The organism is Stenotrophomonas sp. RIT-551 (genome assembly GCF_026241915.1).
Taxonomy (GTDB): domain Bacteria; phylum Pseudomonadota; class Gammaproteobacteria; order Xanthomonadales; family Xanthomonadaceae; genus Stenotrophomonas; species Stenotrophomonas bentonitica_A.
Window position 1 is genome coordinate 117,545 of record NZ_JAPJIU010000005.1, and the last position, 14,669, is coordinate 132,213.

Genomic DNA, 14,669 nt, shown 5'->3' on the forward strand with positions numbered 1-14,669 from the left:
CCTTGTTCACACCCAGGGCCAAGCAGCTTGGTTGGTCCGCCCCAGCGCGCTGACGGTCTTCGCTTTGTGCTCTAATTCGCCCCGAAGCGGGGGTACCGCGGCCCAGTGGCCAAGGTTGAGACAGTCCCTTCGAACCTGATCCGGTTGATACCGGCGTAGGGAAGCTTCGCAATTGCTGATGCACTGCGCCGTAGGGCTGCCCCGCCCGAAGACCGCCCGTGTTGCGTCTGCCGTGCGCCGCCGCTTCGTCCGTTCCGCCCATTCCCGGGCGGAACCCGATCCAGGACGACGTCATGAACGCAGCGCTTTCCTCCCTGCAGCAGCAGGCCCAGCAATTGTCCGAATCGGTCACGCGCCCGATTCCCGGCTCACGCAAGATCCATGTGCCGGGTTCACGCAGCGACCTGCAGGTGCCGATGCGCGAGATCGTGCTGACCCGCACGCCGACCCTGTTTGGTGGGGAAGAGAACGCGCCGGTCACCGTGTATGACACGTCTGGCCCGTATACCGATCCGAATGCGCGGATCGACCTCTCCGTGGGGCTGCCGCCCTTGCGTGCCGGCTGGGTGGCCGAGCGGGGCGATACTGATGTGCTCGATGGCCTGAGCTCGGCATTTGGCCGCTCCCGCGAAACCGATGCGCGCCTGGATGCGGTGCGCTTCCCGTCGCGGCTGCAGCCACGGCGCGCGCGGTCCGGTGCCAACGTTACCCAGATGCACTACGCACGCCGCGGCATCATCACCCCGGAAATGGAATTCGTCGCCATCCGAGAGAACCAGCGCATCGAGGCCATTGTCGATGCCGCGCTGCTCAGGCAGCATCCCGGCGAAGCCTTCGGCGCATCCATCCCGGCGCGCATCACGCCGGAATTCGTCCGCGATGAAATCGCCCGCGGCCGTGCGGTGCTGCCCAACAACATCAACCATCCGGAAAGCGAGCCGATGATCATCGGCCGCAACTTCCTCACCAAGATCAACGCCAACATCGGCAACAGCGCGGTTTCCTCGGGCATCGCCGAGGAAGTGGAAAAGCTGGTCTGGGCGATCCGCTGGGGCGGTGACACCGTGATGGACCTGTCCACCGGCAAGCACATCCACGAGACCCGCGAATGGATCCTGCGCAACTCGCCGGTGGCCATTGGCACCGTGCCGATCTACCAGGCATTGGAAAAGGTCGATGGCCGCGCGGAGGAACTCACCTGGGACATCTTCCGCGACACGCTGATCGAGCAGGCCGAGCAGGGCGTGGACTACTTCACCATCCATGCCGGTGTGCTGCTGCGCTATGTGCCGTTGACCGCCGGGCGCGTGACCGGGATCGTCTCGCGTGGCGGCTCGATCATGGCCAAGTGGTGCCTGGCACACCACAAGGAAAACTTCCTGTACACCCACTTCGAAGACATCTGCGAGATCATGAAGGCCTACGACGTGACCTTCTCGCTTGGCGACGGCCTGCGCCCGGGGTGCATCGCCGACGCCAACGACGCGGCGCAGTTCGGTGAGCTGGAAACACTGGGTGAGTTGACCAATATCGCCTGGAAGCACGACGTGCAGACCATGATCGAAGGCCCCGGCCACGTGCCGATGCAGCTGATCAAGGAAAACATGGACAAGCAGCTGCGTGAGTGCGGTGAGGCGCCGTTCTACACACTCGGCCCGCTGACCACCGATATCGCCCCGGGCTATGACCACATCACCAGTGCGATCGGCGCGGCCATGATCGGCTGGTACGGCACGGCGATGCTCTGTTACGTCACGCCCAAAGAGCACCTGGGGCTGCCCAACCGCCAGGACGTGCGCGACGGCATCATGGCCTACCGCATCGCCGCGCACGCCTCGGACCTGGCCAAGGGCCATCCCGGCGCGCAGGTGCGTGACAACGCGCTGAGCAAGGCACGCTTCGAATTCCGCTGGGAAGACCAGTTCCATCTCGGGCTGGACCCGGAGAAGGCCAAGGAGTTCCACGACGAAACGCTGCCCAAGGACGCGCACAAGCTGGCCCACTTCTGCTCGATGTGCGGCCCGCACTTCTGCTCGATGAAAATCACCCAGGACGTGCGTGACTATGCAGCGGGGCAGGGCCTGGATGAGCGCACGGCGCTGGAGGTCGGCATGGCTGAGAAGTCGGCACAGTTCCGCGATCTGGGCGCAGAGGTGTATCGGCAGGAGTAACGCATCGGCCGGGGCGGGCGCGCCGTCCCGGCCATCATCCGGCGCGCGCACGATTCCGGCTAAGCTCGGCGCGACCAGGCAGGGGTGGGGGACCACAATGGCGATAGCACGCAGCACCAAATGGCTGGCCATCGCGCGCCGGCATCCCTCGGCCTGGTTGTTGGCCGTGCAGCTGCTGGGCGTGCTGCTTTACCCCGCGATGGACGAGGCCGGCGCCAGCCGCGCGCTGTTCGGCGCGTTCGGCATCGCCGTGCTCGGCCTGGCGCTGTGGGTAGTGCGGCGCAGTCCGCTTGGAATGTGGGTGGCGCTGGTGCTGGCGATTCCCTCGGTGGTGTTCTCCATTGCAGGCGCCCTGCTGGAGCGCCCGGCACTGGTGACCACCGCACAGCTGCTCGAATGCCTGCTGTATTTCTATACGGCCGGCAGCCTGATCGCCTACATGCTGCAGGACCACAAGGTGACCCGTGACGAACTGTTCGCTGCGGGCGCCACGTTCACGCTTTTGGCTTGGGCCTTCGCCTTCGCGTTCGCGGTCTGCCAGCAGTGGTACCCGGGCAGTTTCGTGGCGACCAGCGAGAGCGAATTGAGGACCTGGATGGAGCTGCTTTATCTCAGCTTCAGCTTGTTGTCCGGGGTGGGGTTGAGCGACGTCGTGCCGATCCATTCCCAAGCGCGTGCATTGGTAATGCTGGAGCAGTTTTCAGGCGTGATGTACGTCGCCCTGGTGGTTTCGCGGCTCGTCGGGCTGACCATGTTGGCGCGTGCACGAAACTGAATCCAGGATAAAAAATTCGCGCCAGAAGGCGCGAATGGTGAGGCGATTTATGTGAATTCATCGGCGAGAGAGAGCCTGTCGTCACCCGCGCGCATAGGCGTGGTTAACCGGCATAGGCTAGTATTCGCGCGCCTTGGTGTTTTTGCGGTTTGCGCCGATGGCGTGTGCGGAATCTGGCGGTTCGTCTGGCTGTATCGATTGTGACGATCGCGTGAATTCCAGTGGTTTTTTTGCATTTCCACGTGTTCTGGATGATCAGCAACGACAGTGAGCGCCCCTCCGCCGATGTGATTCGAATCGGCGACTTCATCGTCACTTTCTCCTCGCGGGAAGTGATGAGCGAAGGCATGCGTCGCCCACGTCGGCTCACACCCAAGGCGCTGGGCGTGCTCAGGATGCTGCTGCGATCGCCGGGCGCGGTCGTGACCCGGGATGAACTGTTCGCGGAGGTCTGGCCGGATACCCTGCCGACCAACGACGTGCTGACCCAGGCGGTGACCCAGCTGCGCAAGGCGTTCGCCAGCGATGATGACGCGGCCGCGCCCTATATCGAAACCATCGCCAAGACCGGTTACCGGCTTCTGGTGGCCGTCAGCGTGGTCGAGGATGCCGCGCCTGCACTGCTGATCGAGCCTGACCTCCAGCAGCCGGCCGCAAGCGTGCTCACCGTGGCTGAAGTGCCTGCGGCATTGCCGCCGGTGCTGACCGAGCTGGACCCGATCAAACGCCGTCGGCGTCGCCTGCGTCGCTATGCGGTGGTGGCGGTCGGCATGGCGATGCTGGTGGCGCTGCTGGTGATGGCGGGAATGCTGATGCAGCGCGATCCGCCCGCCTCGGCGGTGGACGCGGCGGTGGAAGATGGCACGCGGGTGATCGGCAGCCCGCAGCGGCCTTACCGGCTGATTACCGCAACGGCAGGGTTCGAGACGTATCCCACATTGTCCCCGGATGGATCGCAGATCGCCTATGAGGCCGATGTGCCCAGCCGCCCGGGCAGCGTCATCAAAGTGCAGACCTCCGGCAATACGCCTGCACGCCTGTTGGTCGAGCCTCCCAAGGGAATGTCCGACCGGTTCCCGAGCTGGTCGCCCGACGGTCGTGAGATTGCGTTCGCCCGGTTCGGCCCTGCCGAGAGTTGCGAAGTGCTGATCGCCAGCGCGACCGGCGGCGCAGTGCGCCATGTCACCCGGTGCGACGGTACCGAACTGCTCAGCTTCGATTGGACGCCCGATGGGCGGGGTCTGGTGTTCGGCTCGCTGTCCGGCCGGTATGCGCAGCGCGGTATCCGCACCCTGGATATCGCCAGCGGACGATGGCAGTCGCTTGATTACGATCTCGGCCGTGACAACTTCGAATACGCGCCACGCTATTCGCCGGACGGTCGCTGGATCGTGTTCGTCCGCAATCCCCAGATCGGCGATCTGTGGCGGATGCCTGCCGAAGGGGGCACCCCGGAGCAGCTGACCGACGATTCGGCGGAGATCCGTGGCTGGGCCTGGCGCAGCGACAGCCGCCACCTCGTGTTCGGCCGCCGCGTCGACAGCGAATCGCGCCTGTATGAACTGGACACCGACACCCGCGTGCTGCGGGATGTCGGCCTGGACGATGCGCAGTCGCCGACCGTTTCGCGCACCGGCGACATGCTCGCCTTCGTGCACCGCCGCCCGCAGTTCGGCCTGTTCCGGGTTCCGGTGACGGCCGGGGGGCTGGGCGCACCGGAGCGCTTGTTCCCCTCCAGTGGACGCGATGCGCAGCCGATGGTGTCGCCGGATGGCCAGCAGATCGTGTTTTCGTCGGACCGTTCGGGCAGCTACGCGCTGTGGTGGGCCGACATGCAGCGGCCGGATTCGCTGCGTCCGATCGAAGGGCTGCGGCCTGAGGCACGCCAGTCCTCCGACTGGTCGCACGACGGTAAACGCGTACTGGTGCTGGGCCGCGATGAACATGCCAACCCCGGCATCTATGAGGTGTCTCCGCGCGATGAGCAGACCGTGCGCCTGCCCGTGCCGGTACGGCAGCCGCTGCAGGCGCTGTACGGCAGGGATGGGCAGCAGCTGCTGGTGGTGGAGCGCGACCGTGACGAACGCATGCGCTTGTCCCTGTTCGATCGCAGCGTGACGCCATGGCGCCTGCTCGGCAGCATCGAGGGCGTCTCGCAGGCACGCTATGACATCGCCGGCGAACGTGTGCTGTTCACCCGCCTCTCGGCCGGGGGGCTGTGGCAGGCCGATGCCGCCCTGACGCCGGGCAGCATCCGCCAGATCAGTGAAGACCGGCCCACGCGCTGGCGCTATCGCACCTGGACCGTATCGGCGCAGGGCAGCATCGACTACCTGTCCAACCGTGCCGATTGCGCGACCGTGTTCACGCGCATCGCACAGCCGGTCGCCGACCAGGAGCACTGCCTGGACGCACAGCGGCTGAGTGCCAGCAATGGATTCAGCGCGGGCCCGGGCGGCGAAGCGCTGTACCTGGCGCTGGCCGTGGCCGACGGCACGGACATTGGCGTGATGTCGCTTCCCGAACGCGTCCCGTCGCTGTTCCCCGGCTTCGTCAAGTCCATGATTTTCAAGACGAAAGACCCTTCGTAAGTTCTTCGTAAGGTTCTCGCCTCGAATTCGGATCAATCTCGCCAGGACTTCCTGAGGCAGTGGCCTGATTTGGCAACACTGCAGGCCAGCAAAGGCAAACTCACGGTGTCGTCATGCGTCAGCTCTCCCTGGCCGATCGCGGTCAAGCGCTCTCTCTGGACAAGGTCGTCGATGACGGTCCCCTGCCAACCTGCCTGGGCGTGGCCCGCCTGGGCAGCCTGCAGAGCCCTGGCACGACCTTCACGGTCTGGATCCAGCTGCGCGGCAGCGCATGGGTGGAATCCAAAGAGGGGCGCTTCCGGCTGCGCCAGCGTGAGTGGATCGCCTTCGAAAAGGAATCCCGCCCGATGGTCCAGGCCGGTCGCGATGGCCTGTGCATCGGCCTGAGCCTGGCCCCGGACGCACTGCGCGCGCTGGGTGAGCTTACCGACTGCAGCCTCTACGCCGGCCGCGGCAGCATGAGCCGCAGCGATGCCCGTGTCGCCCTGCGCCTGTGGCGTGATGTGCTGGCCAGCGGCCACCCGACCCAGGCGCTGCGCCCGGTGCTGTTGCACCTGGCGGCCCTGCAGCAGGGCATGGCGACCGGCGTGCAGCGTTGCCCGGGCCGCTCCCGCAGCCGCAAGCGCCAGGTGTTTGGACGCATGCAGCGCGCGCGCCTGTACCTTGAGGGCAACAGCCACCGGGTGGTGCGTATCGGGGAGCTGGCCGAGCTGACCAACTTCTCCAGCTGGTACCTGTCCAAGACGTTCCAGAGCCTGTATGCCGAGAGTCCGCAATCGCTGTCCGCGCGCCTGCGCCTGGAGCGGGCCGCCGATCTGCTGCGCGATACGGACATGATGGTGGGCGAAGTGGCGGCCGCCAGCGGATTTGACAACTGCTGCAGCTTCGCACGGGCGTTTCGGGCCCGCTTCGGGTTGTCTGCGTCACGCTATCGTGAGGCCGGTGCGAATCTCTCGCCAGATTCGGCAAAGTCTTCGGTTGTCTCCCGCAAATAATTCATTGCAACGCAATCGTAACTTTCCGAGGCGTTTTTAACACGCTACTAACGTACCTCGGAGAGATAAATGAATTTTCGTACTCCCGCAGTGCGGCTGGGCCTTCTGCCCGCCGGCATTGCGCTTGCCCTGACGCCGGCCTTTGCTTCGGCTCAGGAAGCAAGCGGCACGACCGACCTGGACCGCATCCAGGTCACCGGTTCGCGTATCCGTCAGGCCAGCACTGAAACCGCGCAGCCGGTGATCGCGCTGCAGCGCGCCGACATCGAGAAGCAGGGCTTCACCAGCGTCGCCGACATCGTGCAGAACCTGTCGGCCACCGGCTCGCCGGCGATCAGCCGCGCCGATGCGCTGTCCTCGGGCGAAGAAGTCGGCGGCCAGTACGTCGACCTGCGCAACCTCGGTCCGGAGCGCACCCTGGTGCTGCTCGACGGCAAGCGCATGGGCGTCAGCTCCGGCGGCTACACCGACCTGGCCTCGATCCCGACCTCGGTCGTGGAGCGCATCGAAGTGCTGACCGACGGCGCCTCGGCGATCTACGGTTCCGACGCGATCGCCGGCGTGGTGAACATCATCACCCGCAAGAATTTCGACGGCCTGGAAGCCAGCGTCTACAAGGGCCAGTACGGCCAGGGCGACGGCGACAAGACCACCTACAACTTCGTCTACGGCCAGACCGGCGATCGCGGTTCGATCACCCTTGGCGCCGAGTACAGCGAAGAAGAGCCGGTTCTGGCCAAGAACCGTCGCTACAGCGCCTCTGCCAACGGCTATCGTCATCCGGTTCCGACCGACGACGACACCAACGGCTGGAGCGCGATCACCGAAAAGGGCGTGCTGGTTACCGATGATGGCAACTACGTCCTGAACCCGGGCGGCGCCTCGAACAACTTCGGCGACTACCACGAGCTGGGCAACGCCGATCTGTCCAACCCGTCGCAGCAGATGTACCTGTCGACCGGCATCAAGCGTCGTTCGGTCTTCTCCAACGGTCAGTTCGACTTCACCGACAACATCCGCGGTACCGCCAGCGTCCTGTACACCGAACGCGAAGCGCTGCAGCAGATCGCCGGCTACCCGTACCGTTCGGCCGCCTACGACACCCAGATGTCCGGCGACAGCGTCTTCAACCCGCTCGATACCGACGTTGATTTCATGCGTCGTACGTGGGAAGTGCCGCGCCAGACCAAGTCCGAGCTCAACACCTTCCGCTTCAGTGGTGGTCTGGAAGGCTCGTTCGAGTTCGCCGACAAGTACTTCGACTGGGATGTGGGCTACGTCTACAACCGCAACAAGGGCGTCAAGACCGGCACCGGCAACCTGTTCATTCCGAACGTGAAGAATGCCGTGGGCCCGTCCTACCTGGATGCCAACGGTATCGCCCAGTGCGGTACCGCCGCTGCTCCGATCGCCGGCTGCACCCCGTGGAACCCGCTGCTGCCGTACGGCTCCACCGCCGACGGTTCGCTGTCCAACCCGGACCTGCAGAAGTACCTGTTCCTGCCGACCCACGATACCTCGCTGACCACCAGCAAGGTCTACAGCGCCAACCTGAGCGGCGCCATCGTGACCCTGCCGGCCGGTGACCTGTCCTTCGCGACCGGCTACGAGCACCGCGAAGAAGACGCCGAGTACAACCCGGATGCACTGCTGCAGTCGGGCCTGAGCACCGACCTGGCCGGTGCGCCGACCGCCGGTGGCTACAAGCTGGACGAGTTCTACCTGGAACTGAACGTGCCGATCCTCGCCGATCTGCCGTTCGCCAAGGAACTGTCGGTCGACATGGCCGGCCGTTACTCGGACTACAACACCTTCGGCGACACGGTGAACTCCAAGTTCGGCCTGAAGTGGAAGCCGATCGACGACCTGCTGGTCCGTGGCACCTATGCCACCGGCTTCCGTGCGCCGACCGTGGCCAACCTGTACGGTGGCACCTCGCAGAGCTTCGACAAGTACACCGACCCGTGCGACACCTTCTTCGGTGCTGCCGTGCGCAACCCCGACGTCGCTGCCCGTTGCGGCGGCGCCGTGCCGGCCAACTTCCGTCAGGAAGCGTCCGGTGGCATCGATGCCACCGGCCCGGGCGCACAGTCGAACTACCCGTACCTGTCCGGTTCCAATGACGGCCTGCTGCCGGAAACCTCCAAGACCTGGACCGTCGGCCTGGTGTACAGCCCGAACTTCGTGCAGGGCCTGGACGTCAGCCTGGACTGGTGGAAGATCCGCATCGACAACGTCATCGCGGCCGAGTCGGTCACCTCGATCCTCAACCAGTGCTACGTGCTGAACAACGCCAACGCCTGTGACCGTGTCACCCGTGACACCGATTCGGGCCAGGTCGTCGACGTGACCCGTACGCTGATCAACGGCGGCTACCAGGAAACCGCAGGTTACGACCTGGGTATCCGTTACCGTCTGCCGGAACTGTCCTTCGGCAACATCGTCATCGACTGGAAGACCACCTATGTGGACTACCTCGAGTACAAGCGCGACAACGAAGCTGAAACCGCCGTCGAGCAGCACACCGGCTGGGGCACGGGCGACTGGGGCGGCAACTTCCGCGTCCGTTCCAACCTGAACATCGATTGGAGCCTGGGCAACTTCGGCGTCAACTGGGGCATGCGTTACTACTCCGGTCTGAAGGAAGAGTGCGCCTACGATCGCGAAGGCGGTCCGGAGTGCAACAACCCGAGCTACTCCTCGGCCTACACGCTGGCGATCCCGGTGCGCAACACCGGCTCGAACACGTTCCATGACCTGCAGGTGCGTTACAACACCCCGTGGGATGCCACCATCTCGGCTGGCGCGAACAACGTGTTCAACCACGAAGGCCCGGTGATGTACAGCCAGCCGAACTCGAGCTTCTCCTACTACGGCGGCTTCGACATCGGTCGGTTCTACTACCTGAAGTACACCCAGCGCTTCTGATCCATCGAAGCAATGGCGTAAAAAAAGGAGGGCGGGCCGCAAGGTCCGCCCTCTTTGCGTTGTGGGGTAGGGAAAGTCTGAGTTTCAGCGAACGGTGATCCGCCTCACAATTCGAGCGGAAATGCAGTTGATACTGTCAATCGGTCCAATCGTGGACGATTGAGAGATCGATATGAAAATGACGCTCGCTCAGAAGATTTCCGCTGTACTGCTTGCCTCCCTGGCGACCGCGGCCAGTGCGTCGCCCGGCCTGATCATCTGCGCGGGAGGGCGCTACTGCGAAGACGTCCGCATCGAATGCCTCGCCGACGGTGGCTCGGCCGCCATGTGCGAGCGCCTGTGGCGCCTGTGCGTGCTGGACGCCTGTCCGCAGCGCTGAAACGACGATGGCGCGCCACGGGGCGCGCCATCCTTTGAGCATGCTCCGCCGTACACTCAGGCGTCGCTGGCCACCAGCCCCATCAGTGCGTTGGCGTGATCGCGCCACTGCGGGAGCTTGTTTAGCACGCCGGCCCGCTGCAGATACTCCTCGTCGACCGGGTCGCCGTTGATCAGCGCCAGGGCCACGTGGACCGCACCGGTCACCCAGAAGCTGCGGGTGGTGGAGCGATGCGGCTGCAGGTGGAACGCCACGGCTTCGATGATCGGCATCGGCAGGCCCCACAGCCCCAGCAGGTAGGCGCCCGCCTCGGCATGGCCGGGGCGATTGTCGGCCACGTCTTCCGGGGTGCGCTCGTTGCGCACGCCCGGCAGCAGCAGGCCGATGTCGGCCAGCAGGGCCGCGGTGGCGCCCAGTTCGGCGCTGGAATCGGGCAGCAGTTTGGCGGCCAGGCGCGAGGCCAGCAGTGCGCGCTGCTGCAGCGAGTTGCGCTCGGCACCGGACAGCGGTTGGGCCGAGAACACTTCGCTGGCCAGCACCAGGTCGCGCAGGGTCGACAGTCCCAGTCGGGTCACGGCGGTGCGCAGGTCGGAAATGATCCGGCCGCTGTTGAAGAACGCCGAGTTGGACAACTGCAGCACCTTGGCCGCGATGGCCGGGTCGGCCGCGACCAGCTTGGCCACGTCGGCGGTATTGGTGTCGTCGTCGTGTTCCAGCGCCTGGGTGAGGGACAGATACAGGTGCGGTGGCGAGGGCAGCTTCTCGATCCGGCCGATGGCACTGCGCAGGCGCGCGCTGTCGAGCAGTTCGCGCAGCTCTTCCAGGCTGGTCAGCGCTTCGAGCAGCACTTCCGGGGCCAGCGGCATCGGCAGGAAGCGGTGGGCGACACCGATCAGGCGCGCCGGCGGCGGGCGGTTGCCGTGCTCGGCATCCACCAGTGCGATGCGGATGGTCTCAGGGCGCAGCGTGCGGATCTGGCCGAGCAGCGTGGTGGCGTTGAGATCGGGCAACTGCGGGCACACGATTACCGCATCCACCGGCGAGCCGGCAACGATGCCCATGGCGCTCTGGCCATCGGCGGCGGTCAGCGGTTGCCACTCTTCCCCAAGATCGGCAATGAATTCCAACAGCTCAGCCGACAGGCTGGCTTCGTCCCCAACAAGCAGAATGCGCACGACACGGTCCCCTGGCTGACCACGGTGAAACGCACCGTGGACGGTGTGAAGAGACGCAATGTACCCAATCCGGCACGAATAGTGATGTGCCGCATTGGAAAAACGTGATGCACATCGCTCCGGCAGGCGGTGCCGGAGCGATGCCGGTCAGTCTCAGGCGATGTTGCCGAGGTAGCGCTGGTGCGCTTCGACCAGGATCTTCTTGGCTTCGGCGGCGCCGCCCCAGCCATCGAGCTTGACCCACTTGCCCTTTTCCAGGTCCTTGTAATGCTCGAAGAAGTGGCCGATGCGCTCCAGCCAGTGGCTGGACACCTGCTCGATGTCTTCCACGTGGGCATAGCCACTGAAGACCTTGGAGATCGGCACGGCCAGGATCTTTTCGTCGCTGCCGGCCTCATCGCTCATCTTGAGCACGCCGACCGGACGGCAACGCACCACCGAGCCCGGAACCAGCGGCAGCGGCAGCACCACCAGCACGTCGGCCGGATCACCGTCGCCGCACAGGGTGCTCGGCACGTAGCCGTAATTGCAGGGGTAGCGCATCGGGGTGGAGAGGATGCGGTCGACGAAGATCGCGCCGGTTTCCTTGTCCACTTCGTACTTCACCGGCTCGGAATCCTTCGGGATCTCGATGATGACGTTGATTTCTTCCGGCGGGTTCTTGCCCGGCGAAACGAGTTCCAGACCCATGGGTGTGCTCCAGCTGAGAGGGGGTAGGGCGCAAAGTCCGCCATTTTATGCCTTTGCCGGCCAACGTGCAGCGGCCTGGCCGCCGGGGCGCCGAATCGGTCTGCCAGGCAGGGAAGAATCGCCACACAGCTGCCCCTTTCATCCCGACGCGGCGCTGGGTTGAGGCCTGATGGCCGGGCCCGGCGCCGCTGGCGATCATGGCGTGGAACCCACTCCGAGCCTGGCGATGCTCAGGATGACCCCGATGGCCGGCCTTTCGATGGCGGCGGCACTCTGCCTGGTGGCCCCGGCCGCCGCGGCCCATGCCTCGTCCAGACCGTACGTGGACCTGGTCGACTTTCCCTACAAGGAGGCGAACTGGGACCGTTTCTACGCCCTCCAGGGCCATTTGATGCGGGAGTTTCATGACCTGTGCGGCGCCACCTATTGCCAGGGAACGCATGCCAACCATGTCCTGCTGCAGTTCCGCTGTTCGGTGCACGCGGCCACAGGCACCGTGACGGAATGCGCGCTGGTCATTGCGGCCGGCAACCTGGAGGTGGACGCCGCCACCGGCAAGGTCATGCCCGACAACCGTACCTGGGCGTGCGCCGTGCCACTGGCCCCGCACACGCCGGTGGAGGCCCTGCATGCCGCCCTGGGGCGTCGTGACGCGTTGATCCTGCCGCTGCCGGGTACCGGCCGGTCGGTCCATGACGCGCTTCTCGGCTGCCTCGGCGAAGGCGGTTCGCTTGCCGCGTCCCACAGGAGACACCCATGAACCGCTTCCTCGCGAGCGTCGCGCTTGTACTTGCAGCCGCCAGCTTCCCGGCAGGGGGCGCCACTGCGGAGACCTTCATCGATGCGCGCAGCTATCCGACCCCGGCCACCGGCCGGGAGCGCTTCCTCGCGCTGGAAACGCGACTGGTCCGCGGCTTCGATGAGGTCTGCGGCGATACCTTCTGCGAAGGGGAGTATCACAACCTGCAGTCACTGCGTTTCCGCTGTTCGGTCAACGCCGCCGATGGCGGCGTGGAGGAGTGCGTATGGACGTTCACCGGCAGCACCGCGCAGGTGGATGGATCGAGCGGGCGGATCATCGTCGATGCGCGCAGCTGGGCCTGCCCCGTCCCGCTGGCCGCCAGGACGCCCCTGCCGATACTGCTCCAGGCCCTGGAACAGGACGATCCACTGCACGTGCGGCTGCCCGGCACCACGACCAATCTCTACGAAGGGCTGACCGGATGCCTGTGACCGGCATGAGGCATGGCCAAACGTGACTCATTCTCATTTGCGGAGTAACATGCCGCGCCTTACGGATTGCCGTCTCCCTGCGGTCCCGCTTTGTGCACTGGCCCATGTCCTCCAACGCCACCACTCTCACCGAGCTGTTGATACGCGAACGCCCGGCGCTGCTGCGCCTGGTGCAGCGCATTCTGGGCAGTGATGGCGGCGCGGAGGATGTGATCCAGTCAATCTGGTTCAAGGCCCGGGGTGTCGACGGCGGCCAGCCGATCAGCAACCCCCGGGCGTACCTGTATCGGCTGGCGGCGAATCTGGCCACCGACCACGGCCGTGAGCGCACGCGACGCACGCGCCTGTTGGCCGAGCATTACCTGTGGGGGCCGGACGAGGTGCTCTCCACCGAAGAGCAGGCGATGGCGCAGGACGAACTGCAGCGCGTGCTGGCGGCGGCCGAACATCTTCCCGAGCCGACCCGCACGATCTTCCGCCTCAACCGCCTGCAGGGCATGACCCAGGTCGAGGTCGCCAAGCGCCAGGGCGTGTCGGTGACGACCGTCGAAAACCACGTGCGCAGCGCCTTGCAGCGCCTGGCCTGGGCGCGCAGCGGGCGCTGAGCGGCACGCATCCGGGCTTGGGGAAGCCCGTTTCCCATCCGTCTTGATCATAATGCCGACCCTTCCGGCCTCTTCTTCGTCCGCGCGCGCCTGCGCACCCACTGCCAGCCATGAGCCCGCACGAACAGCCTCCGATGTCCCGACCCTTGCCACCGTCCGACCCTGCTGCCGTCCAGGCCCGCGCCTGGATTGCCTGGCTGGCCTCCGGTGCGGTCGAGCCCGGGCAGATGCAGGCCTTCGAGCAGTGGCTGGCCGAGCCGGACAACCGGCGCACCTTCGAATACGAACGCCAGCTGTGGCGCAGTCTCGGGCCGCAACCGGCCCCGGCGGTGGTGGCCCGCCGGCCGCCGCGCCGCCTGCGCTGGCCCGCCGTTGGCGCGGCCACGGCCGCCTTGCTGGCGTTGGCCTGGGTGGCGCCGGAGGCCTGGTTGCGGCTGCAGGCCGATCACCGCAGCGGCACGGCCATCCACTCCGTGGTGCTTCCCGATGGCAGCCGCGCCGTGCTTGACGCCGACAGCGCCATCGCCATCCGCTACGACGGGCAGGTGCGGCGCATCGCGCTGCTGCGCGGCCAAGCGTGGTTCCAGGTGACACCCGACGCGGCGCGCCCATTCCAGGTGGATGCGCAGGGCGGGGTGATCGAGGACATTTCAACGGCGTTCGCGGTCGCACGCGAAGGCGACCACGTGGACACCGTCGTGGCGCAGGGCCGGGTCCGGGTCGCAGCGGCCGATCGGGGGGGCTGGACCTATCTGGACGCGGGCCAGCGTGCGCGCTTCGCACCGGGTGGGCGGGTCACACGGCAGGAAGACGTCGCGCTGGACAGGATCGCGGCCTGGCGTGAGGGCGAACTGCTGCTCGACGCAACCGGGGTGGAAGAGGCGGTGCGGCGCATCGCGCGCTATCGGTCCGGGCCCACCTTCGTGCGCGGGGATCTGGCCAGTCTGCCCGCGATCAATGCGGCCTTCCGCATCGACCGGCCGGAGCAGGCCCTGGACGCCCTGGCGGTCAGCGCCGGGTTGAGCGTGACCCGCCTGCCGATGGGCGTGGCGATCGTGGCACCGGCCACCCACCCGTAGCGCGGCGGCCTGCTGCGGAGGCGGCGTGGCGTGCGTCCAGTCGGGGGC

12 protein-coding genes and 1 riboswitch are annotated in these 14,669 nt (G+C 66.0%); of the genes, 10 read left to right on the plus strand and 2 right to left on the minus strand.

All coding sequences use genetic code 11. The annotated features are described in order from the left end of the window. The first annotated feature begins 78 nt into the window (after positions 1–78). Positions 79–180, plus strand: a riboswitch (TPP riboswitch). 113 nt (positions 181–293) lie between these two features. The 6 genes from thiC (at position 294) to ORK51_RS08395 (ending at position 9,839) form a co-directional block, all read left to right on the plus strand. Beyond that, positions 294–2,171, plus strand: coding sequence for a phosphomethylpyrimidine synthase ThiC (thiC, locus tag ORK51_RS08370; RefSeq protein ID WP_266084716.1), 1,878 nt, complete (start codon positions 294–296; stop codon positions 2,169–2,171). Positions 2,172–2,268: 97 nt separating this feature from the next. Continuing rightward, on the plus strand, positions 2,269–2,946 hold the full coding sequence (locus ORK51_RS08375) for an ion channel (protein ID WP_019183815.1): 678 nt from the start codon (positions 2,269–2,271) through the stop codon (positions 2,944–2,946). A 251-nt stretch (positions 2,947–3,197) separates the two neighbouring features. Continuing rightward, positions 3,198–5,537, plus strand: coding sequence for a winged helix-turn-helix domain-containing protein (locus ORK51_RS08380; protein WP_266084761.1), 2,340 nt, complete (start codon positions 3,198–3,200; stop codon positions 5,535–5,537). Between the two features lie 113 nt (positions 5,538–5,650). After that, entirely contained in the window at positions 5,651–6,532 is an 882-nt protein-coding gene (locus ORK51_RS08385) for a helix-turn-helix transcriptional regulator (protein ID WP_019183817.1), read from the plus strand. Positions 6,533–6,601: 69 nt separating this feature from the next. After that, positions 6,602–9,460 carry a TonB-dependent receptor plug domain-containing protein gene (locus ORK51_RS08390; RefSeq protein ID WP_026069877.1) on the plus strand — a complete coding sequence of 953 codons (2,859 nt, stop codon included), beginning with the start codon at positions 6,602–6,604 and terminating at the stop codon, positions 9,458–9,460. Positions 9,461–9,638: 178 nt separating this feature from the next. Further along, positions 9,639–9,839, plus strand: coding sequence for a hypothetical protein (locus ORK51_RS08395; RefSeq protein ID WP_237393565.1), 201 nt, complete (start codon positions 9,639–9,641; stop codon positions 9,837–9,839). Between the two features lie 56 nt (positions 9,840–9,895). Here ORK51_RS08395 and ORK51_RS08400 read toward each other — a convergent pair whose 3' ends face one another. Both ORK51_RS08400 and ppa read right to left on the minus strand, forming a co-directional pair. Then, positions 9,896–11,014 carry an HDOD domain-containing protein gene (locus ORK51_RS08400; protein ID WP_070425860.1) on the minus strand — a complete coding sequence of 373 codons (1,119 nt, stop codon included), beginning with the start codon at positions 11,012–11,014 and terminating at the stop codon, positions 9,896–9,898. A gap of 153 nt (positions 11,015–11,167) precedes the next feature. After that, entirely contained in the window at positions 11,168–11,704 is a 537-nt protein-coding gene (gene ppa / locus ORK51_RS08405; RefSeq protein WP_019183821.1) for an inorganic diphosphatase, read from the minus strand. A gap of 244 nt (positions 11,705–11,948) precedes the next feature. Here ppa and ORK51_RS08410 point away from each other — a divergent pair, with 244 nt between their 5' ends. The 4 genes from ORK51_RS08410 to ORK51_RS08425 all read left to right on the plus strand — a co-directional run bounded on the left by ORK51_RS08410 (position 11,949) and on the right by ORK51_RS08425 (position 14,621). After that, entirely contained in the window at positions 11,949–12,464 is a 516-nt protein-coding gene (locus ORK51_RS08410; RefSeq protein WP_266084717.1) for a hypothetical protein, read from the plus strand. Then, a complete protein-coding gene (locus ORK51_RS08415; RefSeq protein WP_261997259.1) occupies positions 12,461–12,937 on the plus strand; it encodes a hypothetical protein in 477 nt (158 codons plus the stop codon). The genes ORK51_RS08410 and ORK51_RS08415 overlap by 4 nt, the downstream gene beginning before the upstream one ends. 104 nt (positions 12,938–13,041) lie before the next feature. Then, positions 13,042–13,542 (plus strand): RNA polymerase sigma factor, encoded by a 501-nt coding sequence (locus tag ORK51_RS08420; protein ID WP_046274129.1) that lies wholly within the window; start codon positions 13,042–13,044, stop codon positions 13,540–13,542. Between the two features lie 134 nt (positions 13,543–13,676). Continuing rightward, positions 13,677–14,621, plus strand: coding sequence for a FecR family protein (locus ORK51_RS08425; protein ID WP_266084718.1), 945 nt, complete (start codon positions 13,677–13,679; stop codon positions 14,619–14,621). Positions 14,622–14,669: the final 48 nt, after the last annotated feature.

Bases quoted from the DNA above. Each gene is read 5' to 3' on its own strand.
- thiC (WP_266084716.1), top strand. From the start codon at position 294: ATGAACGCAGCGCTTTCCTCCCTGCAGCAGCAGGCCCAGCAATTGTCC.
- ORK51_RS08375 (WP_019183815.1), top strand. From the start codon at position 2,269: ATGGCGATAGCACGCAGCACCAAATGGCTGGCCATCGCGCGCCGGCAT.
- ORK51_RS08380 (WP_266084761.1), top strand. From the start codon at position 3,198: ATGATCAGCAACGACAGTGAGCGCCCCTCCGCCGATGTGATTCGAATC.
- ORK51_RS08385 (WP_019183817.1), top strand. From the start codon at position 5,651: ATGCGTCAGCTCTCCCTGGCCGATCGCGGTCAAGCGCTCTCTCTGGAC.
- ORK51_RS08390 (WP_026069877.1), top strand. From the start codon at position 6,602: ATGAATTTTCGTACTCCCGCAGTGCGGCTGGGCCTTCTGCCCGCCGGC.
- ORK51_RS08395 (WP_237393565.1), top strand. From the start codon at position 9,639: ATGACGCTCGCTCAGAAGATTTCCGCTGTACTGCTTGCCTCCCTGGCG.
- ppa (WP_019183821.1), bottom strand. From the start codon at position 11,704: ATGGGTCTGGAACTCGTTTCGCCGGGCAAGAACCCGCCGGAAGAAATC.
- ORK51_RS08410 (WP_266084717.1), top strand. From the start codon at position 11,949: ATGGCCGGCCTTTCGATGGCGGCGGCACTCTGCCTGGTGGCCCCGGCC.
- ORK51_RS08415 (WP_261997259.1), top strand. From the start codon at position 12,461: ATGAACCGCTTCCTCGCGAGCGTCGCGCTTGTACTTGCAGCCGCCAGC.
- ORK51_RS08420 (WP_046274129.1), top strand. From the start codon at position 13,042: ATGTCCTCCAACGCCACCACTCTCACCGAGCTGTTGATACGCGAACGC.
- ORK51_RS08425 (WP_266084718.1), top strand. From the start codon at position 13,677: ATGTCCCGACCCTTGCCACCGTCCGACCCTGCTGCCGTCCAGGCCCGC.